General features: G+C 50.3%; 20 protein-coding genes. All 20 read right to left on the reverse strand.

Features of this window, described 5'->3' with window-relative positions; translation table 11 throughout:
- On the reverse strand, positions 1–449 hold a 449-nt coding region (locus tag BFJ94_RS12815; protein ID WP_276145669.1), incomplete at its 3' end, for a TCP-1/cpn60 chaperonin family protein.
- 69 nt (positions 450–518) lie between these two features.
- Positions 519–800, reverse strand: coding sequence for a co-chaperone GroES (groES, locus tag BFJ94_RS12820; protein ID WP_120463018.1), 282 nt, complete (start codon positions 798–800; stop codon positions 519–521).
- Positions 801–1,102: 302 nt separating this feature from the next.
- Entirely contained in the window at positions 1,103–2,254 is a 1,152-nt protein-coding gene (locus tag BFJ94_RS12825) for a stalk domain-containing protein (RefSeq protein WP_120463019.1), read from the reverse strand.
- Between the two features lie 144 nt (positions 2,255–2,398).
- Positions 2,399–3,793: a sensor histidine kinase gene (locus BFJ94_RS12830; protein WP_162944267.1), complete on the reverse strand. Its 1,395-nt coding sequence runs from the start codon at positions 3,791–3,793 to the stop codon at positions 2,399–2,401.
- The gene (locus BFJ94_RS12835; RefSeq protein WP_120463021.1) at positions 3,780–4,478 is read right to left on the reverse strand and encodes a response regulator transcription factor; all 699 of its coding nucleotides are present in this window, start codon (positions 4,476–4,478) and stop codon (positions 3,780–3,782) included. The genes BFJ94_RS12830 and BFJ94_RS12835 overlap by 14 nt, the downstream gene beginning before the upstream one ends.
- A 23-nt stretch (positions 4,479–4,501) precedes the next feature.
- The gene (locus tag BFJ94_RS12840; RefSeq protein ID WP_162944268.1) at positions 4,502–5,848 is read right to left on the reverse strand and encodes an FG-GAP repeat domain-containing protein; all 1,347 of its coding nucleotides are present in this window, start codon (positions 5,846–5,848) and stop codon (positions 4,502–4,504) included.
- A gap of 192 nt (positions 5,849–6,040) precedes the next feature.
- The gene (gene sdaAA, locus BFJ94_RS12845; protein ID WP_120463023.1) at positions 6,041–6,940 is read right to left on the reverse strand and encodes an L-serine ammonia-lyase, iron-sulfur-dependent, subunit alpha; all 900 of its coding nucleotides are present in this window, start codon (positions 6,938–6,940) and stop codon (positions 6,041–6,043) included.
- Positions 6,941–6,973: 33 nt separating this feature from the next.
- Entirely contained in the window at positions 6,974–7,636 is a 663-nt protein-coding gene (gene sdaAB / locus BFJ94_RS12850; RefSeq protein ID WP_120463024.1) for an L-serine ammonia-lyase, iron-sulfur-dependent subunit beta, read from the reverse strand.
- Positions 7,637–7,778: 142 nt separating this feature from the next.
- Positions 7,779–8,735 carry a 3'-5' exoribonuclease YhaM family protein gene (locus BFJ94_RS12855; protein WP_120463025.1) on the reverse strand — a complete coding sequence of 319 codons (957 nt, stop codon included), beginning with the start codon at positions 8,733–8,735 and terminating at the stop codon, positions 7,779–7,781.
- Between the two features lie 163 nt (positions 8,736–8,898).
- Positions 8,899–13,167, reverse strand: a complete 4,269-nt coding sequence (locus tag BFJ94_RS12860) for a WIAG-tail domain (protein WP_120463026.1) — start codon at positions 13,165–13,167, stop codon at positions 8,899–8,901.
- Positions 13,168–13,377: 210 nt separating this feature from the next.
- Positions 13,378–14,784 carry an MFS transporter gene (locus BFJ94_RS12865; RefSeq protein ID WP_120463027.1) on the reverse strand — a complete coding sequence of 469 codons (1,407 nt, stop codon included), beginning with the start codon at positions 14,782–14,784 and terminating at the stop codon, positions 13,378–13,380.
- Between the two features lie 129 nt (positions 14,785–14,913).
- Positions 14,914–17,472 (reverse strand): DUF2339 domain-containing protein, encoded by a 2,559-nt coding sequence (locus BFJ94_RS12870; protein ID WP_120463028.1) that lies wholly within the window; start codon positions 17,470–17,472, stop codon positions 14,914–14,916.
- Positions 17,473–17,659: 187 nt separating this feature from the next.
- Positions 17,660–18,121: a disulfide oxidoreductase gene (locus tag BFJ94_RS12875; RefSeq protein ID WP_120463029.1), complete on the reverse strand. Its 462-nt coding sequence runs from the start codon at positions 18,119–18,121 to the stop codon at positions 17,660–17,662.
- Positions 18,122–18,163: 42 nt separating this feature from the next.
- Positions 18,164–18,874, reverse strand: coding sequence for a DsbA family protein (locus BFJ94_RS12880; protein ID WP_120463030.1), 711 nt, complete (start codon positions 18,872–18,874; stop codon positions 18,164–18,166).
- 188 nt (positions 18,875–19,062) lie between these two features.
- Positions 19,063–20,775 carry a phosphoenolpyruvate--protein phosphotransferase gene (gene ptsP, locus BFJ94_RS12885; protein WP_120463031.1) on the reverse strand — a complete coding sequence of 571 codons (1,713 nt, stop codon included), beginning with the start codon at positions 20,773–20,775 and terminating at the stop codon, positions 19,063–19,065.
- Positions 20,768–21,043: an HPr family phosphocarrier protein gene (locus tag BFJ94_RS12890; RefSeq protein ID WP_120463032.1), complete on the reverse strand. Its 276-nt coding sequence runs from the start codon at positions 21,041–21,043 to the stop codon at positions 20,768–20,770. Before BFJ94_RS12890 ends, ptsP begins: the two co-directional genes overlap by 8 nt.
- A 422-nt stretch (positions 21,044–21,465) precedes the next feature.
- Positions 21,466–22,311 (reverse strand): glucose PTS transporter transcription antiterminator GlcT, encoded by an 846-nt coding sequence (gene glcT, locus BFJ94_RS12895; protein WP_120465223.1) that lies wholly within the window; start codon positions 22,309–22,311, stop codon positions 21,466–21,468.
- 177 nt (positions 22,312–22,488) lie between these two features.
- On the reverse strand, positions 22,489–24,033 hold the full coding sequence (floT, locus tag BFJ94_RS12900; RefSeq protein WP_120463033.1) for a flotillin lipid rafts scaffold protein FloT: 1,545 nt from the start codon (positions 24,031–24,033) through the stop codon (positions 22,489–22,491).
- Positions 24,034–24,576, reverse strand: coding sequence for an NfeD family membrane protein (locus tag BFJ94_RS12905; RefSeq protein ID WP_120463034.1), 543 nt, complete (start codon positions 24,574–24,576; stop codon positions 24,034–24,036). It abuts the gene before it with no gap.
- Between the two features lie 434 nt (positions 24,577–25,010).
- The gene (locus BFJ94_RS12910) at positions 25,011–26,600 is read right to left on the reverse strand and encodes a UDP-glucose--hexose-1-phosphate uridylyltransferase (protein WP_240431909.1); all 1,590 of its coding nucleotides are present in this window, start codon (positions 26,598–26,600) and stop codon (positions 25,011–25,013) included.
- Positions 26,601–26,606: the final 6 nt, after the last annotated feature.

Below are 26,606 nucleotides of genomic sequence, written 5' to 3' on the forward strand. Positions count from 1 at the left end.
GAGATCGCAGCTACTTGAGAGATCGATTGTTTGCCTTCGATCGACTTGGAGATCTTCTGCAATTCTTCAACGGCTACCTTCACCGCTTTGTCGATCCCTCTGCGCAGTCCAACTGGGCTAGCGCCTGCAGTTACGTTCTTCAGACCTTCGCGGATCAAGGCTTGCGCCAGAACCGTTGCTGTCGTCGTTCCGTCACCAGCTACATCATTGGTCTTCGTCGCCACTTCCTTCACGAGCTGTGCGCCCATGTTCTCGAAGGCATCTTCCAATTCGATTTCCTTAGCGATGGTAACTCCGTCATTCGTGATCAGCGGGCTGCCGAATTTCTTCTCCAATACCACATTGCGACCTTTTGGTCCCAATGTAACTTTTACCGCATCTGCCAAAGTATCTACACCACGAAGCATAGCGCGTCGTGCATCTTCACTAAATTTAATAACCTTTGCCATCGTTACGATTCCTCCTTAAGTATATTAGAACTTGACCAAATTGACCGAAATGGCCGAAAAAAACGTAAATTAACCGATAATCGCGTGAATATCGCTTTCTTTCATAATCAAATATTCTTTACCTTCATACTTCACTTCTGTGCCAGCATATTTAGAGAACAATACGCGGTCTCCTTCTTTCACTTCCAACGGAATGCGAACGCCATCCTTCAATGCGCCGCTTCCTACGGCTACAATCTTGCCTTCTTGCGGCTTTTCCTTCGCTGTATCTGGAAGCACGATGCCAAAAGCCGTCGTTTCTTCTTGTTCGATTGGTTCCACCAAAACGCGCTCACCCAATGGTCTAATCATGAAAAACAGCCTCCTTTAAATATGTTGTAATGAAATCATAGACATATTCTTCTATGTATTAGCACTCGACATATCCAAGTGCTAATAACCAATATTATGATACTCAAATTAGGGACAAATTTCAAGTTTTTGATTATATTTTTTTGCGGCGCCTTAAAGTGCTATTTCCCTGGCTATCACTACGTAAAAAGGACGACCCCCATTTGTATGTATCTGCTTGGGATCGTCCTTTGACTTTTTAATTCTAACCTTTTGTCTCTTCTCTACCTGAATATGTTTATTGGTTACTTACTGTTTATAGCTTATTTAAGAGTTGCCTTGAGCGCTCCGTTCTCAGTCTTCTCGATACTGCCTTGAAGGACTTTGCTAACGAAATCGGCAGGCACATACATATTCTTGTTATGCAGCTCTGGAGCGGCTCCGAGGGAGAAAGGTGCTACCTTTGCGAAGAAGTATTGATCCTTGCCAAGCTCAACCGCTGTAAATACCGCGCCTTTGGTCAGCTCTGCTTTTTTGTCCTTCGCATTCCAGGTCAATTTGAAGCCGAGACCTTCGATCGTGGAACGCAGCGGAATCATAACCTGGCCATTGTCCTTCGTATAGTAGTCGCTCTTGTTAATTACAATGCTTGCTGGTGCGGCTTCATTCGCTTCGCCATTAGCTGACGTATCCGGCAGGGCAATGCTGAATTCCGGTGTTCCCGCTGCGCCCGGCGCAATCTCGTATTTAGGGAATACGACTACCGCTTTACCGTCCTTCACATAGAAGTCTTCCTCTTGATTGGATTCAATTCCCTTGAACTGATCGGCGAAATAATCTTCCGGCTGCTTAGCGATTTGCTCGCTAATTTGCTTGTCCAGTGTTGCTTTATAATCGGCACCGAACAATCCTTTGAGTGTCACCCGCTCAGCCTCAGCCTTATTCCATACATTGTAGAAATATTGGATCGGCATCGAGGTTCCTCCGCTGAAGCCCTCTTGGGTAACTACGAACGAGAGCAGTTGCTGCGGATTTGCAGAATCAGAGCCGTCCGATTTCACTTCATAGTTAATGTACAATTCATAGGGACGGAATTCATAATTATTCTCTTTCGCATCCTTGGCTCCCTCAGCGGCCAGCTTCTCCCACTCTTGAATGGCTTTATCCGCATTGCGCTCGATAATATCATTCATTTCCAAGCCATATTGCTTATCCTTCAAGCCTTCTACAACCGGAATCTTAACTTGTGCCTTCAGATAGGGGCTATCCGAAGAGAGCGTCTTCGTCTTCACTGTAACCTTCTGTTCCTGATTATTAGTCAATGCTGCTTCAACGGCGTTCTTCGTTGGGGAAGCAACCTGACCTTGAGCTGCCTGTACCGGATGGGCCAATTGTGTAACCCCCGCACCGGAGATCAGCAAGCCGCCAGCCACTCCCAAAGCTATAATTGTTTTTTTAGTCATCCATGTTTTCATGTCTATCGCCCTTTCGATAATAGAATACTGATGAAGTCAGCCTGAATTTATTTGAAGATCCTCTTTCAATTGGGCTAATCTTCCTGTGAATCTATAGTAACAGGGGCGGCAGAGTAGTTAGTTACAAATCAACAACAGCCTGCTTCAGATTTGTGAATCGAGTGGTAACCGGATTGTAACCATCGTACCCTTATGTAATTCACTTGCCATACTCATGCTCCCCCCATGCAGCTCGACGATCTCCTTCGCCAGGGCAAGCCCGATTCCACTTCCGGATTGCTTGCTCTTCCCCTTGAAAAACTTGGTCATCATCTTCTCCAAATCGGCAGGCGCGATCCCCTCACCTTCATCGATCACCTCAATTACAAGCTCCCGCTCCAGTCGCTGTGCCCGAAGCAGCACTAGGCCTTCCTTATGCGAGAATTTAATCGCATTATCGATAAGATTAATAAGCACCTGCTTCACCCGGTTGCGGTCCGCCGTAATCGTGCCGACATGATCGTCGTACTCTGTCTGCATTTTCACACCTGTTTGCTCCAGATGGGCTGAGAACTGTATTTTTAGTTCGCTAAGCAGTTCCGCCACATTCCAGCGCGTCGGGTGCATCTCCAGATGCTTGGCCTGCAGCTTGGAGAAGTCGAGCAGATCATTCACCATACCGTTCAATCGCCGCGCTTCATCACGAATCGTCTGCAGCCCATCCAGCAGTTCTTCCTTATCCTGCAAATCACCGGTAAGCAGCGTCTCTGACCAGCCCTGGATAGACGTAAGCGGTGTCCTCAATTCATGGGACACCGTCGAGATAAATTCATGCTTCAGCTTGTCGGTCTTCTGGATTTCCTCGGCCATGACATTCATCGTCTGCCCGAGTACAGCGATCTCATCCCGCTGCCGATTCTCAGAACGGACGTGGAAATCCCCTTTTATATACGCATTGGCCACGCGACGGAGCTCTAACAACGGCCCGACCATTCGACTGGACATGAATAAGCTGACCATGAAGGACGCGACAATAATACCGAGACTGACCGTAAGCGTAGCAATGACAATCTCCCAATAGAGCCTGTCGATCGCTGCCAGGGAAGTAGCGAAGCGGACGACGCCCACCGCGCTCTCCCCTCGATATAGCGCATAGCTATGCGCCATGACATGCTCCCCATCCTGACCAGATTGGCCGATCCATTCCCCTTCGCCTTCCTGAATAGCCCTGGCTATATCCGGTGTAGACAAGCTCCCCTTCTGCTCGAAACCGTAAGCGTCCATCAGCACCTTGCCTGATAGATCCAGCACCTGAATGCTCATATAATCAGCCGATGGGAGCTGCTGGAATATCTCTGTCGCCTTCTCCCGCAGCGTCTCATTGTTGATAAATTTATTGTAATAGGCTGATAGCACATCCACCCGCTCGGCGAACGCCTCCTTCGCCCCCTGATAATAATAACGATGCGCACCGTACAAGAAGAGCGTCGAGAACAGCGATGTCACCAGCAAAATAATGAAAAAATGGCTTAGTAACAGCTTACTCTTAATGCTCTTCATGCCCTGAGCTCCATTTATATCCATGTCCCCATACCGTATGAATCCAGCGAGGTCTGGAAGGATCATCCTCCACCTTATTGCGCAGTCGCCGCATATGGACATCCACGGTCTTCACTTCCCCCGTATAATCCTGTCCCCATACCGCATTCAATATGTCATCCCTGCTGAGACTCGCATCCGGATTCTCCAGGAATAATTTCATCAATGCGTATTCTGTCGGCGTCAGCTCCACCTCTGCTCCGTTCTTCCACAGCTTGCGTTCCTTGGACGACAGCACAAAAATACCCGACTGAAGCTGGCCGCCCATCTCATAGGCTACCGGATGCAATCTCCGATAGAGCGCATTAATCCGGGCGAGCAGCTCGGTTGGGCTAAACGGTTTACATATATAATCATCGGCCCCCATCTCCAGGGCTGCCACCAAATCCTCCTCCTGCGTCAACGCCGTCAGCATAATGATCCCCATTTTCGGAAAAGAACGTCTTATCATTCTACACACATCAAGCCCGCTAATAGCGGGCAGTTGAATGTCGAGCAATGCTATGTCAATATCCTTTTCCTTCTCAACGGCTTCCATCGCATCCTCTCCGGATTCCGCTTCCACGACGACGATGCCCTGCCGTTTCAAGTTGATACGCACGAAATTGCGAATCGGACGCTCGTCCTCCACGATCATTACTTTCATCTATCATAACCTCCAGCATAGCCTCAAAATTTCATATCTTTAAAACCACGGGCCAGCTCCTTCTCTGAAATGGCCAGTGATTTCACCGCTGCCGCGTACTGCTCCAAGCTTTCCGGGAATATGCCGACAATCCACTTATCCTTGCCTTCCCGCAATGAGACAAACTGGAGTCCATCCTGCTTCCATTTTTCCGTTTCCCGGGTCTTGTCAGCCATCGATACCACTTTAATTTCAAGCAGTGTCACCCCATGGTTCAGCAGTGGCTTAAATGTTATGCTCTCCTTATTATCGCCGCTATAACGGAGTGTTACCTGGCTAGTCCAGCGTTCAGGCAGATCAAAGCGATAGCTACTCTCAAAATTATAGAAGCTATTCATCACCGGCTGCAGCTTGCCTCCTTCACTCCATTGCAGCCATTCATGAATAAATGGCATCTCGGCATATGGAAGGTCTTCGGTTCCCGGTGGTTCCTTCATCCGATCGATCTCCAGAATTCCGTCACCATTCACATCCTCGCTCAAGGTCGTCTGGGCATTATAAAATTCCGGATCCAACGGATCAGCATTCAGCACATCCTTAAGCTGCCCCTGCTCCTTGATCAACATCGATGTATAAGAGGAGTGGGCTCCGATATCCGCTACAATGACGATACCTTGCCGCTGTTCACTGACTCGCCCGGTAACCACTTGTGCATATCCATTGATTGCCCCATCGAGATCAAGCGCCGTCTGTTTGCTCAATTGTCCATCGCGATATTCATACAACGCCGCTTCTGCCACCATCTTCTCGGAATCCCAGGACAAATTAAATAGCTCCGGCCAGTTATCCCCATCCAGATCAGTTACAAGCATTTTCGTGTACAGCATATCGCCATCCAATTCCAGCTTCTTCTGTTCATTCAGCGAATGAATCTGGAGCTCATTACGACCACGGATGCCGCCTTTCCAGCCGGTAATGATCTCATTTCGACCATCTCCGTTCAAATCAGCCAACTGGAAGAAATCGACGCCACGGCTAGGTACATTCACCTGATCCAACTCTTCCCATTCCCCATTGTTCTCCCCAAGAACAATATAACCATGTTCAAATTCATCGGCTTCATTCGCATAAAAAGCGATCACCTGCCGCTGGCCATCCCCCATCATATCCTTAATGAATATCGCCGTTGCTCCGTAAGGTCCGTTATCTGGAATCACTAGCTTGGAATGAGGCGGCAGATGCTGCAGCACCTCCTGACGGATATTGGACTGCTGTTGGGATTGGGCGGGAGCCTGTAACAGCTGAAAAGGCGTGCTACTAAGACTGCAGCCCCCCAGAAGCAACATCGCACCGGTCATTATCACTAAAGTAACTACTCGACTTATTTTCATGTCATCACCATTCAATTCTAGATTCATCAACCTGACTATATCTTTATCATAAAGAATGACGAGATGAAGAGGTTACAGAACCATTACATGACAAAGGCTATCCTCTTGAGGCTGAGCAACAGCAACCTCAGGATAGCCTGTATTTACTATAAATCAGCAAAATGACATCCCTTTGTATTATAGCAGTTCATGCTAGTCATTTTCCAAGTTCGCCGCAGATCCCTCACTGTCCAGTATTTCCTTCTTCAATCGACGTCCTGTAGGCGTATCAGCCAGACCGCCCTGGGCCGTCTCGCGCAGAGCAATCGGCATCGCCTGACCGATGCGGTACATCGCTTCGATGACTTCATCGCAAGGAATCGCACTAGTTATACCCGCCAGCGCCATATCCGCCGCCACCATCGCGATCGCTGCTCCCATCGCATTACGCTTCACGCATGGAACCTCGACCAGCCCGGCCACCGGATCACAGACCAGGCCGAGCAAATTCTTCAGCGCGATCGCCATCGCCGTAGAGGATTGCTCCGGCGTTCCACCAGCCAGCGCCACAATAGACGCTGCCGCCATGCCAGTCGCTGACCCGACCTCTGCCTGACAGCCCCCCGCAGCACCACTGATCGAAGCGTTATTAGCCACGACCATGCCGAATGCCCCTGACGTAAACAGGAAATCAATCATTTCATCACGGGTCGGGCGAAGCCGATCGACGAGAGCAAACAGCACCCCAGGGATAACTCCTGAAGATCCGGCGGTTGGCGTAGCACAAATGAGTCCCATCGCCGCATTCACTTCATTGGTTGCAACGGCCTTACTAACTGCGTCCAGAACCGGATAGCCGCTTAGGCCATTACCTTCAGCGAGATATTGCCGCATTTTTACGGCATCCCCCCCGGTTAATCCGGAATGAGATTTCACTCCGTTAAGCCCTCGCTCGACTGCCTTCTCCATGACATCCAAATTACGCGACATCTGCTCGCGGATCTGTTCCCGGCTCTTGCCGCTGACCTCCATCTCCTGCCTGATCATAATTTCAGCGATCGAACAGGAATGTTCCTCCGTTAACGCTATCAGCTCTGCTACATTGGAGAACATCGAAGTATCCCTCCTTATTTTGTCATTCCCAAGCTAGTCCTCCATCGACAGGACCCGGTCAACTCCCTCAAGCTGCCTGATTCTGTCTATAATACTGCCGCTTATCATTTCATCGGTTTCGATGACCATCAGAGCCATCTTGCCTTTCTCCTTACGGGACACCTTCATGTTACCGATGTTGACATGCTGCTCGCTCAATATCTGGGTTACTCTGGCGATAATACCATACCGGTCGTGATTAATGATCAGGATAGCGGGACATTCGCCGGACAGCCCCAGCTGAAAACCGTTCAGCTCGCACAGCTCCACATTGCCGCCACCGACAGAAATCCCCACTACTTCCATCACTTCAGCGCCGACCTGCATCGAGATCCGAACTGTATTCGGATGCTCAGGAATCGCCTCTTCCGTCCTGAGGACAACCTCCATTCCCGCTTCCTTGGCATATTGCGCAGATTGGGGCAGACGTGGATCATCCGTCTCATAGCCCAGTAAACCAGCGATCAGAGCCACGTCTGTAGCATGACCTTTATAGGTGCCGGCAAAAGAACCGTATAACGATAGAACTACCTTGTCCGGCTGTTTGCCGAATATGCTGCGCGCCAGCCTGCCGATCTTGGCTGCTCCCGCGGTATGGGAGCTGGAGGGGCCTACCATGATCGGACCGATTACATCAAACACGCTACGGTATTTCATTATCATTCTCCCTTATCTATAAATCATGAAATATCTCGAGCATTTAAAATCACTAATTTATAATATGCCCTTCGCAGAGCCAATGCAATAAATTTATAGCCATCCAGCCGTCCGTCTGGTAGCCGCCCGGAGCTGTCCACAACTATACCCGCAAACGATATACTGCCTTGTTCTCCAATCCGCGAATCATCGGGGTCCAATCCTCATTCTCCGGCGTCGTGTTCAGCGCATCCTCGACCATTTGCAGCTTCGCGTCAAGCGCATCGATATGATGCAGTGCCACCGCTTCAGCGGTCTGAGGCTGTACCGGGCTACCCCATTCGCCCAGATTATGATGAGAGAGCACCAAATGCTGCAGCCCCATAACCTTCGGTGAATCGAGATCGATCTCAAGGCGGATCGCCGCCTCTGTAATCCAATTGGAAGCCATCGAAATATGCCCGAGCAATTTCCCAGGTGTGCTGTACTCGGATACAATGCCGAGCTGGGCTACCATCTCCTCCGGTTTCGCGATATCATGCAGAATAATTCCCGCCTTCAACAAATCCGGATTTAAAAAAGAACGCTGCTGACACAGAAACTCCCCGAGCTCCAGCATCCGTACCATATGATAGGCGAGTCCGCCAAAATAAGCATGATGATGCGTCTTCGCCGCCGGATAATGCGTCAGCTTCTCCTCGACCTTATCCACGCAATAAGATACGATGCTGCGAATTTCAGAATCGGTAATACTGACGATGGTCGAACGAATCGTATGAATCAGATCCACCGCCCGGATCGGCGCGGAGCGAACAAAATCCGTCAGCTTGATCCCATCCTCCTCCTTCACCGGCCGCATCTGCATGATCTTCATCTGCAGCCTTTCCCGATAGGTCTGTACCATACCACGTACCTTAACGAGTCCCATCGGGACGAAGGTCTCTCTATCCAATTCCGAAGCATCCCATAATTTCGCCGAAATTTCCCCGCTGGAGTCACTTAGCACAATATCCAGATAATGCTTGGGAGGCGTACTATTCGTTAATTTAACTTCCACTTCCTTCAGTAGATAAAAGCCGATAAATTCCTCTTGCGTTACAAATTCTTTAATGAGTGTCATGATTTCAATTTCTCCCCCACCTCGTAATCATATCTCCATTATACTATGGGTCCGGGCTTGAAGCTCTATTTCTATATAGATTCCACCGTATGGTCACGACATGAGAAAACCGACAGCCCCAGGAGAAATCCCGGTTGGCTGTCGGCCGCACTACTTATACTACCTATTCCTTATTTCCGATGGCGATCCAGGTGATAAAACCGTAATTGACCTGACTATCCTTCAATCTGGATATTTCCACGGTGGCCATATCCGGGGCTCGATCCTTCAAAGTCACATAATAAGCGGGGTGATTCGCCATAGCGACGAGTACGTAGTGAGCATGATCGAAAGGTTCGTCGAACAGGATCGTGATCTCCGTCGATTTCTCATAGCCCTGCAGCAGGAATGCCGACATGCCGAATTGCTGCACCGCTTGCTGACCCGAGACCGCCTGAATCGGATTAATGCTCAGATGCTCGGCTCCTACCGATTGTGGGGACAGATGGTTCGACGTGACCGCTCCATCAGCCAAATGGCGAGACTGGACGGATTCGTCGACCAGGTGATAGCCGAATATCGCGCCTTCCTCGATATGCTCAGAGCCGACAGCATGCTGCGACAGATGGTTCGACATGACCGTTCCGTCAGCCAAATGGCGGGACTGAACGGATTCATCCACTAGATGGTAGCCGAATATCGCGCCTTCCTCGATATGCTCCGAACCGACGGCATGCTGCGACAGATGATTCGACATGACCGCTCCGTCAGCTAAATGCCGAGACTGAACGGATTCGTCGACCAGATGATAGCCGAATACCGCGCCTTCCTGAATATGCTCGGAGCCTACCGATTGCTGACGAAGAGCTTCAGAGTCTACCGAGTCATCAAGCAGATGCTCACGGGAGATGGCTCCAGCCTGGATATTAGCCCCGCTGATTCCGCCTTCAGGCAGCAAACCTTCCGTTTTTAGCCCTTCGCTTAAATGCCCATGTCCGACTGCTCCCGGTTGAAGATGCGTTGAGGCTATGACTCCTTCACCGATATGCTCACCCTCGACGCAGTTCTCGTTTAAATGGCGTGAGCTAATTACCTTCTCTGCCAGATGCTGCGGCTGCACCACGGCATCGGTCAGATGGGCGCTGTAGATAGAACTCGGCTGAAGATGGACTGAGCTCACCGACTGATTCCTAAGCACTTCCGAATCGACCGCATGCTTCTGCAAATGCTTGCGGGTAATCGAATTATGCTGTATATCCTCGCCCTCAATGCCCTTCTGAGGCAGTAAGCCCTCCTGCTGGAGTTCCGTGGACAGATGCTTATGCGATACGGACTCGGGTTCAAGATGCTTCGCCCCCACTACCGCTTCGCCGATATGCCTAGCATCAATGCTGCCTGCCTTCAAATGCCCGCCTTCGACCACTTCGCTTGCCAAATGCTTCGACTGGACGGCTTCCTCTGTCAGATGCAGGCTGAAGATGGAGTTAGCCTGCAGATGCACGGCTCCGACGGAATGGCTCTTCAGCACATCCGCATCCACGGCATTCTGCTCTAAATGCACCCGCCCGATCGAGCCAGGCTGCAGATCCTTGCCGCTAAGCCCCTCCTGCGGGAGCAGCCCCTCTTGCTGAAGCTCCGTGGATAGATGGGCATGATGGATAGAACCACGGCGAATATGCGGTGAACCGATCGCCGCTTCCTGGATGTGGGTATCATGCACGCTTCCCTCGGTCAAATGCTGGGCTCCGATCATCTTCGGAGTTAAATGCTGAGCCTGCACGGCTTCATCCGCCAGATGATAGCCTTGCACCGATTTCAGCTTCAGATGCAGCGAGCCCACCGATTCATTCTGCAGCGCTTCATCATCTACCGCGCCTTTCTGCAGATGCTGTCGGCTGATCGCCCCGACTTGCAGGCTTTTCCCGTCGATGCCGCCTTCGGGCAGGATGCCCTCACGCAGAATCGCTTCATCCAGCTGTACCTTCGAAATCGTCCCCGGCTGAATATGCTCTGCCGTTACCGATTGCTCCGCAAGCAGACTACTATCGATGATTCCCTTGCTCAAATGTCGGGACTGCACACTCTCGGCCGCCAAATGCTCGCTCTGCACGGAGGAAGCCGCAATATGCTGGCTCTGCACACTATGGGCCTGCAAATGCCCTATCCCTACGGAACCAAGCTGCAGCACCTCACCGTCTACCGCACCCTTCTGCAGATGAGCGCGGCGGATCGACGAAGGCTGAATGTCCATACCACTGATCCCCGCCCCTGGCAGCAAGCCGCCTTCCTGCAGTTCTGCCGATAAATGCTCCAGCTTCACCGCTTGGGAAGCGATATGCTGCGAGTTGAGCACAGCACCTCCAATATGAACTCCCGTAACGCTTCCTTCCGCCAAATGCTTGGATTGGATAGCTGCTGCGGCAATTTTGTCAGAGGTGACCGCTTGATGCTGCAGCGCTTGCCCTGATACAGACTCCGCGGTAAAGTGCGATTCCCTCAGCACCCGATCCTGCAGATGGCTGGAATCGATCGTCTCAGGAGCTAGATGTCGGGATTGGACCGCGCCTTCCGCCAAGCCTTCCGCCGCCACGGCTCCCTGCGCCAAGTGCCGGGATTGGATGGCTGCCGGAGCAATTTTCGATGCGCCAACGCTTCCTTCCGCCAGCTTGCTGCTTGTGATCGACAAATCTGTGATTTTATCGCTGCTTACACTCTCCGGCGACAGCTTCAAGGCAGTTACTGCGTGATCCTGTAAATGATAAGAGAAGACGGCCCCCTTATTCAGATGGTCCTCCCGGATTGAATCCTTCTGCAGCTGCCCACTGCCGACGCTGTTCTCGGCCAAATGATGCTGCTGAATCGATTCATCCGCAATATGACGGGACAGCACCTGATTGTCACCGATCACTCTGCTGGTCACTACGCCCCGCGCTAATTTATTCTCGGTTATACTGGCATCCGCTATATGCTTAGTCTCGACGCTTCCCGACTGCAAATGTCTCTCTGCAATGGATTCCTCTGCGATATGATCCCCTGAGATCGCCTCGAAGTCGATCTTATCGCCCGTAACAGCTGCGCTAGTGATATGCCATTCCTGAATCGTGCCCTGAGAGATATGGTCGCGATGCACCGAGCCCTGCTGCAGATGGGATGCATTAATCGTACCGGCTGCGATCTGCGGCCCTTGTACAGCGCCCTTGGCCAAATGCCGAGTGAGCACAGATTCTTCCGCCAGCTTATGAGGCAGTATGCTCTGATCGGCAATTTTTGAAGATGTCACCGCCTGTTCAACGATTTGCGAGGTTCCGACGGACTGGTCAGCCAGCTTGGTAGAAGTGATGATCCGATCAGCCAGATGACTGCCCTTGATCTCACCGCTGCCGATCTGTTCCTCCCGGACGCTTCCGGCTTGCAGATGAGCGTTCTCGATCGCGTCAGGGACGATATGCTGCGCCTCGACCACCTGCTCGCCAAGATGATGCCCAGCCACGCTTCCCTTCTCAAGCTGCTCAGATCCTACGCTGGAAGGAGCCAAATGCTCCTTCTCAATCAGTCCTGGAGGCAGATTATGAACCGTGATGGCATTCTCGGCCAAGTGGCGGCTTTCAATCACTCCATCCTGCAGCTTGGCTCCCGTTACTGCGCCATCCCGCAGCTTCATGGAGGTTACAGCGCCATCCCCCAGTTTGGACGCATCCACCGCTCCATTCGCAATGTGATAGGAGTGTATGGTTCCGCTGCGCAGCTTATCGGCCGTAACCGCCTGATCCTGGATCAGATCCGTCGTCACAATCCATTCCCGCAAATGACGGCTCTCGATCGAGCCATCCGCAAGCTTCTCCCCGCCGATCACGCCATCCCCGAGCTTATCAGCCGTGATGCTGCCATCCTCCAGCTTGCTTCCACTGATGGAGCGCTCGCGGATCTTGCGTCCCTCGATAGCCCCATCCACCAGATGATCGGCGGTAATAGAGCTGGCCGCAATCTTGGAAGCATTTACGGCCGCTTCGGCGATCTTGATGCTGCTCACCGCATAATCCGCAATCCAGGCGGTACCGATTGCTCCATGCTTAATCTTGGTCGAGTCAACCGCAAATGGAGCAATTTTATCGCCAGTAACCGAGGAATTGGATAGATCATCCGTGTAAATAATGCCTTTCTCAAGCTGAGAAGCCCTCTTCTCCTGCAGAGCTTCCCTTACGATTTGATCATGCCTTGCCGTCTGCTCAGCCGCTTTCTCCCTAGCATCTTGCTCTCTGGATTCCTTCGATCTGCTACTCTGCTCAGACTTCTCCCTGGTGTGGGAGCCTTGTTCTCGCTTCTCTTCCAACCTGTCGTCTTCAACCTTGACCATAGCAAGAGACTGATGGAGCTTAACCTCCTGCTCCTCCTGCGGGCTCTCGGTCTTGACGGAATTCAGCAGCTTCAGTTCATTCTTATCCGGGTTATCCACGAAGTATAGCGAGTTTTTAGACCTGCTTTGTTTCGCGGTTTTTGTTCGCTTTTTCAGAGCCGTCCTCCCCTTTGCCAAAAGATGAATCTACTTAGGCATCATATGCGGACAGTTAGGCACCTGTCACAGCAACTAGCGCGACTTCGCAAGCTTTCCTCTTATTTTTTGCGTTACCGCCCCTGAAACTGCATTTATGAATTTTATTTTTCATCATTTCATGAGCCTAGTGTCGCCCGCCTGAATGCGGAATGAGAGAGGGAAACTTATCATGACAAGGAACAATTGGAGGGATAACGCCAGCAGAATTCCCGTCAGCAGCCCCAACTGCAAGCTCTGGCTGATGGCAATCAGCGCGCCGCCGATCCCGATGCTCATCCCTGGGCCGAAGGCATCCGTGAATTGCAGACTGGCGGAGACTTCTCCTTCTTCTCCCCCCTTGGCATGCTGCAGAGCGAGCGCTCCCGTGGTTGGATGGGCCAGACCGATCCCGAAGCCCATGAACATTTGCGATAAAAGTGAATAGATGATTCCGCCCTTAGGCAAAGCGATAGCCAGAATGACTGCGATTAATCCTATCATCATGAGACAAATGCCGATCGTCACCCGTCTGTTCCGTCCCGTGCCCTGATCCTTGGCATCCAGCTTGGACTGCAGCCATGCCGCTAGCGACCAGCTTAATGAGCCTGCGGCCACAATTAATCCAGCCAGATCTGCAGGCAGCTTTTTCACTTCCGTTAAGGCCAGCACGACATAGCTCTCTGTCGCCGTATAACAGGCGTTGAACAAGCCCCTTGAAGCAATGATTGCAGGCAAGCCTCTGCTCGCGCGGAAAGTCCCCTTAGGCAACAGCTTGCGCAAGGGCTGAATCATGATGCACACGCCTACTACGGCAAGCAGGATACCTTTCAAATCGGTGATATAGCCCAAGCCACTGAGCAGCATCCCTGTCCCAATGGCCAGCAATATTGCCCAGCCTTCCTTACGGACACGGGTTCCCCTGGCTGCTCTCTTTTTCCGTTCCTTATCCTTCAACGAGAATTTGCGAAAAGCCGGGAGCGTCAGCACGACCGCCAAGCCGATAAAAGGCAGCACCAGCCAAAACACAAATCTCCAGGATGAGCGCTCAGCGACAAACCCGGCGATATAAGGGCCGAGCAAGGCGGGCAGGATATACGCACTTGAGAACATCGCCAGGACCTTCGTTCTTAGCTGATCGGGATAGCCCAGGGTAATGCTGTAGTACACACATGTAATGATTGCCCCTGCACCTAACCCCTGAAATAGTCGCCCGATGATCAGCATGACCATATTGATGGAGGTGGCCGCGATTACAATCCCGGCCACGAAGAAGAGAATCGCGGTAATAAAGGAGGCGAATACGCCATGCTTATCGATCCGCTGGCCGGTGACCATCGTGCCGACAATTTGGGCGAGAAGAAAAGCGCTAAAAATCCAGCCGAATAAATGAAGGCCATTTAGCTTTTGCGCCAGGCCTGGAGCTATTGTAGTGATCGCGAGCCCTTCAAAGGCTACGGTCGTTACAGCAAGAATAATTCCGATCGTCAGTTTCCTGTAGCGGGCACCCAGTACCCCGGTTTCTTTTGTCGTTGTCCCCATATTTCTATTCTCCTTCATATTGCTACCTTGTCATACTTACGCAATAATCCTATGAAATGTTATACGGGGACTTACACACCGAAATTCCTGCGATCATCCGTCAGAGCTCTAACGAAACTCCACAGGCATCTACACATTTTCCTCATGTGACTGAGGCTCTACTGGTTTCTCAGCGCGCAGCAGCCTGCTCGATACCCTCTGATAGAGGTAGGATATACCCAATAGCAGCAGGCCGAAGCTGAAATAGGCGATTATTTTGCTGCCGGTCGTCATCAGGGACAGGTCGTAGAGCAGCATTTTTCCGGTAGACAATAAGGTTAACCCCAGACCCATCCGACGGATGAACACATATCTGTTGCGGAACCCGTAAGCGATATAAGCAATCGCGAGCAGGAGATAGACCAGGCTGAATAGCCAGCTGACATCTCCCAGCCTGAACTGAATAGCGAGGAAGACGGTTGAGATGGCGAATAAATAGACACCGAGACATACCGGAATCCATTCCAGCCCTAAGGCCCGACGGCCGAGAATACGCAGCAGCAAATCACGCCCGCTGAAGAAGATAAACACGTTGAATACGATCAGAATCACGAGCGCCATATAATTCTCCGCCGAATTATATTCTCCATGCGCATTTAATGCCGGTATGCCCAGCGTGACCCCGAGACACATCACATAGCCAATAGCGTGCAGACTACGGCTATAATACTTGATTACTGTATCGTACAATATCCTGGCCTTCATCAATCCGTAGGCTAGCCCGATCGTCACAGACGCAAAGAGCAGCCAATGATAGAAGTGGTATAGAATCGCATTCACAGGCATAATCGCCTCATAAATTCGATTCATTTCATATAGTAGATAGAACCAAATATTGAACGCAGCGATATATTTCAGGATAGCTAGCAGCGTCAGCTCGGATCGTCTGTATTGCTTCATCTCTTGCTCGGCCTGAAGACGGACGCCGTAGAAGCAGACCAACCCCAGCAGCCCCAACGAGATGAGACTATATTTCCAGGCAAAATCAAGCTCGGATTCCACGAACAGCCCCGCCATTATATCGACGAGTACAAATGCGCCCATCGTCAGCGCCACAACGCCCCAGCCAATTCTCTCCACCAGCTTCGAACGCTGCAAATGCCCCAGCACCGAGAACACGATACCCTCGATCAGCCAACCCAGAGACATATAGCTGACCCCGAACTGGAACGGGATAATCAACAAGGAGAAGGTAAGAGAGGTACCATAGAACAGTAACCGCGTCTCGATCTCCTTCTCCAGATACTTGCGGTTGAACCGACCCAGCCCGTAGTAAACCAGACAGAATATGAGTGCGAGCAGGCCTCTGAGCTGCCCCCAGCCCGCCTTGTCGAACAAGCTGTACAGTATATTGCAGCTAATGAGCGTATTTAAGGCCAGCAAGGAGAAATCAAGCCAATTCAGCTTGGATTTATAACGGAATGGCACCCATAGCGTTATGCCGAGATACATCATAAAGGTGATAAGCGCATAAATGATCGCGACGACTGTTAAATCCGCCAAACTTACGAGAATTAACATCGATAGAGTATTCAAGCCGAAGCTGATATAATGCACGATGGGCCAGCGTTTTTGGAAGGAAATAAGCAGGATTAGCGCGTTCAGCAGGAATAAATACCCCATTGCCACATATACCGCACTTCCTTCCAATCCATAGGCCAACAGGTAGGAGAAGAAAGGAAGATAGCCCCCCACCAGTCCGAAGGAACAGATGGTCTTCGATTGATAGCGCAATGATAACAATGCGGCGACGGCGGTTATTAGTACCGATACTGCCATCCCCAGCGCTAAATTGATAATCTCCAGCAGGAAGTAACTATAGAACACAGAGCCATAAAGTACCGAGATCCCGCCCCCTAGCAATCCGAGAGCAAAAACCTGCTTATTTTTACGGAACAGCCACTCTCCCCCGGCCAGCATCAACAGCCCCAAGGCAAAGAAGACCGCCCCCTTCGTGTATTCATTGAACCAGTTCGCATATGTATATTTGAATGCCGCCCCCATCCCAATAATGAGCAGCAGAATTCCCAGCTTATTAATCCAGTTCAGACCGATCTTCATCTCAAGCTGATTCTGCTTGACACGGCGCTGTATCGTATGTTCGTCAATTCCTTCCAGTTCTAAGGTCCGGTAACCGTCCGTAGCCTCTTCATAAATTAACCGCTCCTGCTCATATACACGCTGACGATGCTGCTGGATCATTTGATGAACTTCATTCTGGACGTCGTCCAGTTTAGCCGTAATGATCTGCTTATCGGCCTGGAAATGCCGCTGAGCCTGTTCATACAACTGCTGAATTCTCTGCCTGCTCGTATACTCAAGTGACTGAAGCCGATTCAAATGGTGATGAGCAGCCGAGGTAAAATAGGTATTCATCTTCTCCTGAGACACTCTGATGAACTGCAGCTTCTCATCCAGAATCTGCTCGGCTAATGCCTGGCGGAGCCCGCCATTCTCCTGCTCCAATTGCCGCAGCCTGCTCTCCATAGCTGTTACTTGCTGCTTAAACTCCTCATAATCACGCCTAAGCGTCGCATTTTCCTGCACCAGGTCACTGGACTCATATTCTTGTAGCAATATTTCATAGTCCTGGGCAAGCATCTTCTGATGATCACGAATCATATTGAGGCGATCCTTGAAATCCTCCATTTCATCCTCCTTCTACTTCTAGATCAGGTTCAATCTATATCTTACTATAGGACTCCGTTATACTCCATAAATTTCCTTTTAATTCTTGCTGAATATGATTGAAATTCCGACTTGGGCAGCAAAAAAGGGAGAGTAACGTCTCCCCCTCAAAAGATCATTCATCTATGAAGCTAAATAGAAGCAAAATTTACAGTTGCTCTGTCTCTTCGATTTCTGTCGTTGGTTGCACTGGCACAGCGCCGCCGCGAGCGGCGAACAGGAAAGTGATAATCAAAATAAACGCGATCAGGCACATCAGCGGAATCGTTAGAAATCCGAACCAGTTCAGGTAATCAAAATCACAGGGAACGCCCACCTTACAGGGAATCGCCTTAGCCAAGGCCGGAATCTTCTGTTCAGCATAATGATACACCGAGATGGATCCGCCAATGAAACTAAGCGGGAGGATGTAAGGGATCACATTTCGATCATTCCGATAAGCGGCAATTCCGAGCAGAACCACCTGTGGGTACATAAAGATACGCTGGAACCAACAGAGCCTGCACGGCTCATAATGCAGCACTTCACTTAGATATAAACTGCCAGCAGTAGCAACCATGGATACGATCCAGGCAAAATAAATCCCATAATTTCTGAACAAAGAACGCACGGTTCTCGCTCCTCCCTTAATTTACGGATTCAGTACAGTATTCTACTCCTCCATTGCCTTCTGAAGCTGCTGCTCAAATGCGGCGTAATCATCATATCCACCCATGTATTCTACTCCATTGATGAAATAAGTCGGTGTACCTGAGACGTTCACTTTCTCCGCCTGACTCTTATGCTCATTCACTTCGTTCAGATAAGTTTTATTATCGATATCTTGCCGCAGCAAGTCAAAATCAATGGACAGATTAGCCTGTTTGGCCAAATCCACTAAATAATCCGGAGTCGCCCATTCTATCTCCTCAGCCTGCTGATAATCATACAGCGCATCAAAATAAGTCCAGTAATCATCGCTATTCTGGTGGAATACCGATTGGGCCGCTAAAGCGGCTGTCGTTGAATCTGGAGAAATGAAAGGCATATTTATGAAATAAAATGCAACCTGTCCCGACTCGATATAGTCCTTGACTAACGGTGGCTTAATCTTCTCATTGCCGATTTTACAAGCCGGACATTTGAAATCGCCAAATTCTACAACCTTAATCGGAGCATCGGCCTGTCCTAATCTAGGAAGCTTCTCATAATCAAAAGTTGCTGCCTTAGCCTCTGGCCTAATCGATAGCACCACGATAATCAGGATCAACAAAATACCGACGGTGGAGAACCAGATAATCTGCCGTTTCCGCTGCTTCTTCTTGGCCTGCTCCGCTGCGTATGCGTGCCGTGCCATGGCATTTTTTTGCTTTTTCGGTGGCATTCTATTCCCTTCTTTCTATCAAATTTGAATAGCTTATTTAAGAATATATTAAATTGCTTCAATCCTGCAACCATTCTAGTTACAAAAACCTCTTTCGTCAAGGAAATTCATATCTGACATGAAAAAGGCGACCTCCCGGTCGCCATGAATCATCGTCATATAAATTGAAATATATCCGTGTCCGTCTTCTATTCACCGATATCTCGAACTAATTCAACTACTTGTTCCGCCGTCTGCATGCCAATCGCCTGAGCTGCCAGCTGCTCCATCTCCGCTTTGGAGAGACGGGCAATCTGCGAACGGGCTGGAAGAATCGATGTCGCACTCATACTGAACTCATCAAGACCCAGTCCCAGCAGCAGAGGGATCGCTGTAGCATCCCCGGCCATCTCGCCGCACATGCCCACCCAGCGCCCTTCCCGATGCGCCGCATCGATCACCATCTTCACCAGGCGCAGGATCGCCGGATTATAAGGCTGGTAGAGATAAGCTACACGTTCATTCATCCGGTCGGCAGCCATCGTATACTGGATCAGATCATTCGTTCCGATACTGAAGAAATCTACCTCTCTAGCGAATTGATCCGCCAATACCGCTGTCGACGGAATCTCAACCATGATTCCAAGCTCGATCGACTCCGAGATTTCCACACCTTCCGCGACCAGCTTCTGCTTCTCTTCGAGGAGCAGGGCCTTGGCCTGACGAAATTCATCGAGGGTGGCAATCATCGGGAACATAATTTTCAAATTACCGTAGATGCTCGCTCGGAGCAGGGCGCGTAATTGCGTGCGGAATATGTCCTGGCGTTCCAGGCATAATCTTACGGCACGGAAGCCGAGGAATGGATTCATCTCCTTCGGCAAATCCAGATAAGGCAGCTCCTTATCTCCGCCGATATCAAGTGTCCGGACGACAACCGGCTTACCTTCCATCCGTTCAAGCACTGTCTTGTAGGCATTGAACTGGACGTCTTCCGATGGCAGCTCCGAGCGGCCCATGTACAGAAATTCCGTCCGATACAGGCCGACGGCCTCTCCGCCATTCTCCAGCACGCCGGTTACATCATTCGGAGTGCCGATATTCGCGGCAAGCTCGACATGAATCCCATCCTTGGACTGCGTCGGCACTTCCTTGAGCTTCTTCCATTCCTCCAGCTGGCGAAGATACTGATCACGTCTTTGCTTGTACTGCTCCAGCACCTCCGCCGACGGATTCACAATCACCTTGCCATCCAGACCGTCCACAATCACCGTATCGCCGTTCTGAATCTGTGCCATTACCTCTTTGGTGCCGACGACCGCCGGAATCTCCAAAGAACGGGCCATAATCGCCGAATGGGAGGTTCTGCCCCCCACATTCGTCGTGAACCCTTTGACATATTGACGATTCAATTGCGCTGTATCCGATGGCGTCAAATCTTCTGCAATCACGATAACTTCCTCGCTAATATCCGCCGGGTTCACATAATTCAAGCCGAGCAGATGAATCAGTACCCGCTTGGTCACGTCCCGCATATCGGCAGCGCGCTCTCTAAGATAAGCACTCTTCATGTTCTCGAACATCGAGATGAATTGCTTCGACGCTTCATCCAGCGCATACTGGGCCGTCACCTTCTCGGAAGCAATGCGATCGCGAACCGCATCCAGCAGCTCCGGGTCGCTTAGAATCAGTAAATGCGACTCGAAGATCTCGGCCTTCTTGGCTCCAAGCTGCTCCTCAGTACGCTGCTTAATCGCTTTCAGCTCCTGCTGTGCTTTAGCCAGGGCTGCATCAAGACGCTTCAATTCCTCTTGGGGGTCATTTACACTCTCTCGTTGAATGGTATAATCGGGATGCTCCAGTCTGAAGGCAGACGCAATCGCCACTCCCGCAGAGGCAGCAATGCCTTTAATTTCAAGCATGTACTTCGCCTAGCCCTTCATTAACCATCACTTCCGCGAGCGCTTGAATCGCTTCCTCCGCTTGATCCCCTTCAACGATTAATTTCAGTGCATCCCCCTTCTCCAGACCAAGTGACAACACACCGAGTATCGACTTCAAAGTTACCTTCTTGCCATTCGCTTCAGCAAAGGCCTCGGAGCCTTTGAACTTATTCGCTGTATTGACCAGAGCGGTAGCTGGGCGGGCATGAATTCCATCCTCATCCGTAATTCTAAAATTCTTCTCCATGTTGATTTCATCTCGCTTTCCACAGTTTTATGTCTGCTAACTTTTCTCCCTTAATAATACGGGAATGCGACATTATTTGCCAATTTATGACCTCATTAATTCTCTATATATTTCACATTCTTTAAAACCCATCATTGTTCACATTAAGGGAGCGTTCCGGCGACTCCTTAAGCTTGAGCAGCATCCCTCCTCGAGCGTACTCTTCATGACCACTGTTAAAATGCAAAAAAGACATGAGCAATAAAGTCCTTCATTGCAACCGCCTATCGCTTAGGGTATTATCCCCAATTCATAGCGTTACAATCAATGCACTTTAATCAACTCATGCCTGATCGAATCAGTGACACATTGTGATGTTATTCTGCTATTGTATTACTTATCAAAAGTATAACAAACCTCTATGGCAAGCGCAAGTTCCCAAGCTAACTGGTCTGCGATGCTACAATACGATGTAGATGCATAGTCAAATAGCTAACTTCAGCATGAAAGACCGGCTTATGCAGACGCTGCTCCATAGCCTCAGTCAATCTGGTTGCCAGAATATACAAGCTCGGATACTCCTGCTGTAGCAGAGCATCCAGACGCTCAATCTCTCCAATACATTCACCCCTGCGCACCCGTTCAATCGCAAACCTCAAATGGGTAAGAAGCCTGGAATAATCCAGTGAATTTCGGGAGATCGAAATTTGCAGCTCCTGCTCAATGATCGCCACTAAATCAGCAATCAATTGCGCGTGTCCACGAACCTCGCTAATATGCCGATTAGTGATTGCGCTGTTGATGTGAAGCGCAACAAAACCAATCTCATCCTCGCCAAGGTCGACCCCTAATTTCTTATGAATCAGATCGATCGCATATTCAGCCAGTTCAAACTCTAGGGGGTAGATCTCCTTTGTCTCATATAGAAAAGGATTATGGAAGGCAATATCCTGTTCAGCACGCTTAATAGCGAATGCGAGGTGATCGGTTAGCGCAATATGTATATGTTCATTGAGCTCCGATTGCGTTTTCCGGGAAATATACGAGATGATTTCGCCAATGACCTCGATCAATTGTTCATCGATCTGCGGAACGAGCTGCTTATACTGCTCCTGCTCCATTTGATCTGTAAGGATGAACATTTTCTCAATCGCGTCCAGGAGAATGGAATCTCCGCTCTTCCGATTGAAGCCGATGCCTTTGCCGATCACTACAACTTCACCGTGCTCAGGATGCCGAGCAATAATGACGTTGTTATTCAACACCTTGGCCACTCGTAGGCTCTTCAACATTTGCACCTCATTTAATTGATATTCAGTTGTCCGGAACGCTTACACTCATTATAACTGACCCGATAAAGCGTTACCAGCGATTATAAGAAACAATTATTGGGTGGGCCTATTTAAAAGGAAAGAACGCCTCATATAACATGAGACGTCCATAGATTGTATACATTTATGAGAAAATTATTCCTGTGTTGGACTAGGTGGAGCAATAGGGGTAACTGGTTTAGCGGCGTTAGCTGGAGGTGTTGCAGGAGCCGGATTAGCTACTTTCCTCTGAGTAAACCCCTTGATCAGCTGCTCTATTTCGATCCCCGAAATATTCTTGATCATTTCCGGAGCCGTAGCCATCAGCTCAGTTACATAATTGCTGACGCGAGCCGCGCCTTCTCCCTTGCCGGTATCCACAACGGTAAGCTTCTCGATCGATGCGATCGGAGCTGCGATTTTCTCCGCTAATTCAGGCAGCATCTTGGCGATGATATCGAGCACAGCCGCTTCGCCGAACTTCTGGAACGCATCGGCCAGCTTCTCCTTGGCCTCCGCCTCTGCTAGACCGCGAAGACGGATAATTTCCGCATCAGCCGTCCCTTTAGCCCGCTCCGCATCAGCAACGGCTAGACCATCGAGCCGTATCTGTTCTGCCTCCGCACGCGCTTGGGCCTCGATCGAATATTGCAATGCATCGGCCTCACGCATTTTACGAGCCTTATCGGCTTCCGCCGCTTGTTCAACCGCATAACGATCCGCATCGGCCTTCTTCTTCACTTCAGCATCATACTGCTTCTGCCGGACGATGATTTCCTTATCCTGCAGATCGATCTCCCGCTCTTTACGAACCAATTCTACCTTCATTTGTTCTTCGACCATCGTCTGTTTGGCACGGGCTTCCTGAATGTCATATGCCTGGTCCGCCTCTGCCTTGGCTGTATCCTGATCCTTCTTGAAGGCAGCGATCTTCAGTTCCTTCTCCTTGGTCGCTTCCGCGATATTGGTATCGCGTAGCAATTCAGCCTTCTGCCCAGATTCTTCAGCAAGCGCCTTCTGAACTCTTGCGTCGCGCAGCGCCTCTGCCTCAGCGATATCGGCATCACGCTTTACAGCAGCAATCCGCGGCTTACCGAGTGCCTCCAGATAACCATGCTTATCACGTACATCCTTAATCGTGAACGACACGATCTGCAGCCCCATCTTCTTCAGATCGCGAGCCGCGACTCCTTGTACCTCTTGCGCAAATTTATCGCGGTTACGATAAACCTCCTCCACTGTCATTCCGCCGAGGATCGAACGAAGATGACCTTCCAGCACTTCCTGAGCCTCACCCTTGAGCGATTCAATTGGCTTGCCCAGAAATTGTTCCGCTGCTGTAGCCACATCTTCCACCGAGCTGCCGACCTTGATAATAGCGACTCCATCCGCAGATACTGGAACCCCCTGCTCGGTATAGACCTCCGGTGTCATGACGTCCAGCTTATGCGACAGCAAGGACATGAACTCTGCCTTCTGGAAGATCGGCCAGATAAAAGCGCCACCACCACGAACAATCTTGATCTTACGGCCGGAATCATCATCGGAGACATTTCTGTTCCCGAGGAAGGAGCCTGTCACCAGCATCGCTTCGTCCGGGCTTACCGTCTTGTAGCGAGCCCAAAAGGCGATACCTAGAATTAGAATTACCGCAATGATAATACCTGGGATTAACAAATAATCTGGAAATCCTTCGATCAATCAGATCATCTCCTCTTCTTCATTAGTTCCATACAATTCGGATACTAGTGCAACTCCATCCTTCATATCCACAACCACGACCTCCGAACCAACTGAGATCTCCCTCTTATCCCAGCTAGCTGCAATATGTAGCGTATTTCCCGCCACTTGCTTAATCATGATCTCGCCGAACCCCCCAACGCCTATGGGAATAGTAACTTCCCCCAGTTTGCCGGGCAAATCGGCCTCGGAGTAGCCAATCGAATTCTCGCTGTTCTCCATCGGTTTGACATAGATGAAATATACAAGCACTGACAGTAGAAGGGCAATAAGAATAGACAAGATAATAATCGGGGTATTGCCCAGGCCTGTATACTGACTTAACAGAATACCGCTTCCCCCAAAGGTCGTTACCGCCGAAGCAGTGATGATAGGCTTCAAGAAATCAATGGAGATCAGATCGAAAATTCCATCGATCCAGCTGCCGATAATATCGCCCAGAAGTGTGCTTGCCAAGGCGAATACCGCACCGCCGATAAAACAGCCCCAAAATAATCCGTCCATCTCCTTCCCTCCTTAGTAACTTAGTAAAAGCGACTGACCATATCATGATATGTAATATCTACTACGTGATATCCTGGATTCGGTTGCATTTCAATTGCAATAACTCTTCCTCTTGACGAATTCTGCACCCATTTCCATTATACTTGTAATTTGGGTATAGCAACAGGAAATTCCTGCGAATATGCAGGTTGAATTCTGGCTCTAAGCTGTTCTGAGCCATTCTAATTTATAACGAAACTAAGGATCGCTATCTGCGTCAAAAAGAGTCCTTTGAACATCTAACAAAACTGGGGATCGCTATTGGGGCAGAACAAGGGCTAAATGCCTGACTTTCACCCGAATAACGATAAGTACCACACTAACGGTAATCTGACCGATCCCCCCAGCAAAACAGGGCTAAGCTCCAGAATTCTGGAGCTTAGCCCTGTTCATTTCTATGATTCACTCAACGGTTCATACCCAGCGCTGGTCACAAAGCGGCGGAAAGCTTCGCGCCCTTGCTCCGTGGCCTTGAACACACCTGCATGTCCCAGAATCTCGGCGAACTTGCGGCCGACCTCGTCACGCAGCAGCGCTTCTGCCTCTTCCTTGGCCATCGCCATTCCATGGGCGTCTACCAACTGCTTCACCCATGTGGCATGCACCGCCAATTTGGATTCAGGATTGGAGGTAACTTCATCATATAGAACTGTATCGCCGCTTAAAATATCAGCGATTTCACCCAGCTCTTCCTTCAACCGCCCAGGCAGGATCGCCAGACCCATCACCTCAATCAGGCCGATATTCTCCTTCTTGATATGATGCATCTCCCGATGCGGGTGGAAGATCCCTTCCGGATGCTGCTCACTCGTCCGGTTGTTGCGCAGCACCACATCCATCTCGAAGCTGCCGTCCGCACCGCGGCGCACGATCGGAGTCACCGTATTATGCGGAACCTTCTCGCCGCCTGCTACAGTATAGGCCAACACCTCTGCGGCTGGATCACTGTATGACTTCCACTGCTCATATACATCATTCGCCGCTTCCAGCAGAATGTCAGGGTCCTGACCGCTCAGCCGCAGCACTGTCATCGGCCAATGAACGATACCGGCTGTAACGCCTGCATAGGACGGATGCCGGAACTTTGCGACCTGCGGTGCCTTCTCCAGCGGAAACGTATGTCTCCCCCCCTGGAAATGGTCATGCGTCAGGATGGAACCGCCGACGATCGGCAAATCTGCATTAGATCCGATAAAATAATGCGGAAATTGTGCCGTAAATGCCAGCAGCCGCTTAAAGGTATCCTTGGTCAGCTTCATCGGTACATGATCGCGGTGGAAAACGATGCAATGTTCGTTATAGTACACATACGGCGAGTATTGGAAAAACCACGGTTCTCTGCTCAACTCAAGCGGGATCACGCGCAAATTCTGGCGAGCAGGATGATTGATCCGTCCGGCGTAGCCCACATTTTCCCGGCATAGCTGGCATTTGGGATAGACCGGCGGCGGAAGCAGCCTGGCCATCGCGATTTCCTTCGGGTTCTTCTCCGGCTTGGACAGGTTGATCGTAATCTCCATCGGACCATAGGCAGTGGGTTGATCCCAATAAATATTCTGCGCGACCCGATCCATACGAATATAGTTGCTCATCACCGACAGCTTGTAAAATTCATCCGTCGCCGCCTGAATCCCCCGATCAGCCTCCGTCTTGTGAAAAGCTGCGATCGTCTCGGACGGGCGAGGCATCAACAGCCCCATAATCCGCGCATCGAGCAAATCACGATAAGTAACTGTATTTTCAGGAATAAGTCCGATTTCATAGCCATAATCAATCAGCACCTCAAGCGGCTGCTGCGGACTGGACAATACCTCTTCCGGCAACTCTCCGGCGAAAGGCTCATCGAAAGAGAATAGCTCCAGCAGACGGTTGCGGGTATAATCCATATCCCACCAGTCGATTAATCCTTGTTCCAGTGCATAGTGAAGCAGTCTTTCGATCGCTGCCTGTGCATTCTGACTGTTATTCTTGTCTTCAGCTCTCACTTCTGC

It is taken from the genome of Paenibacillus aceti, assembly GCF_003614185.1.
GTDB lineage: Bacteria > Bacillota > Bacilli > Paenibacillales > Paenibacillaceae > Fontibacillus > Fontibacillus aceti.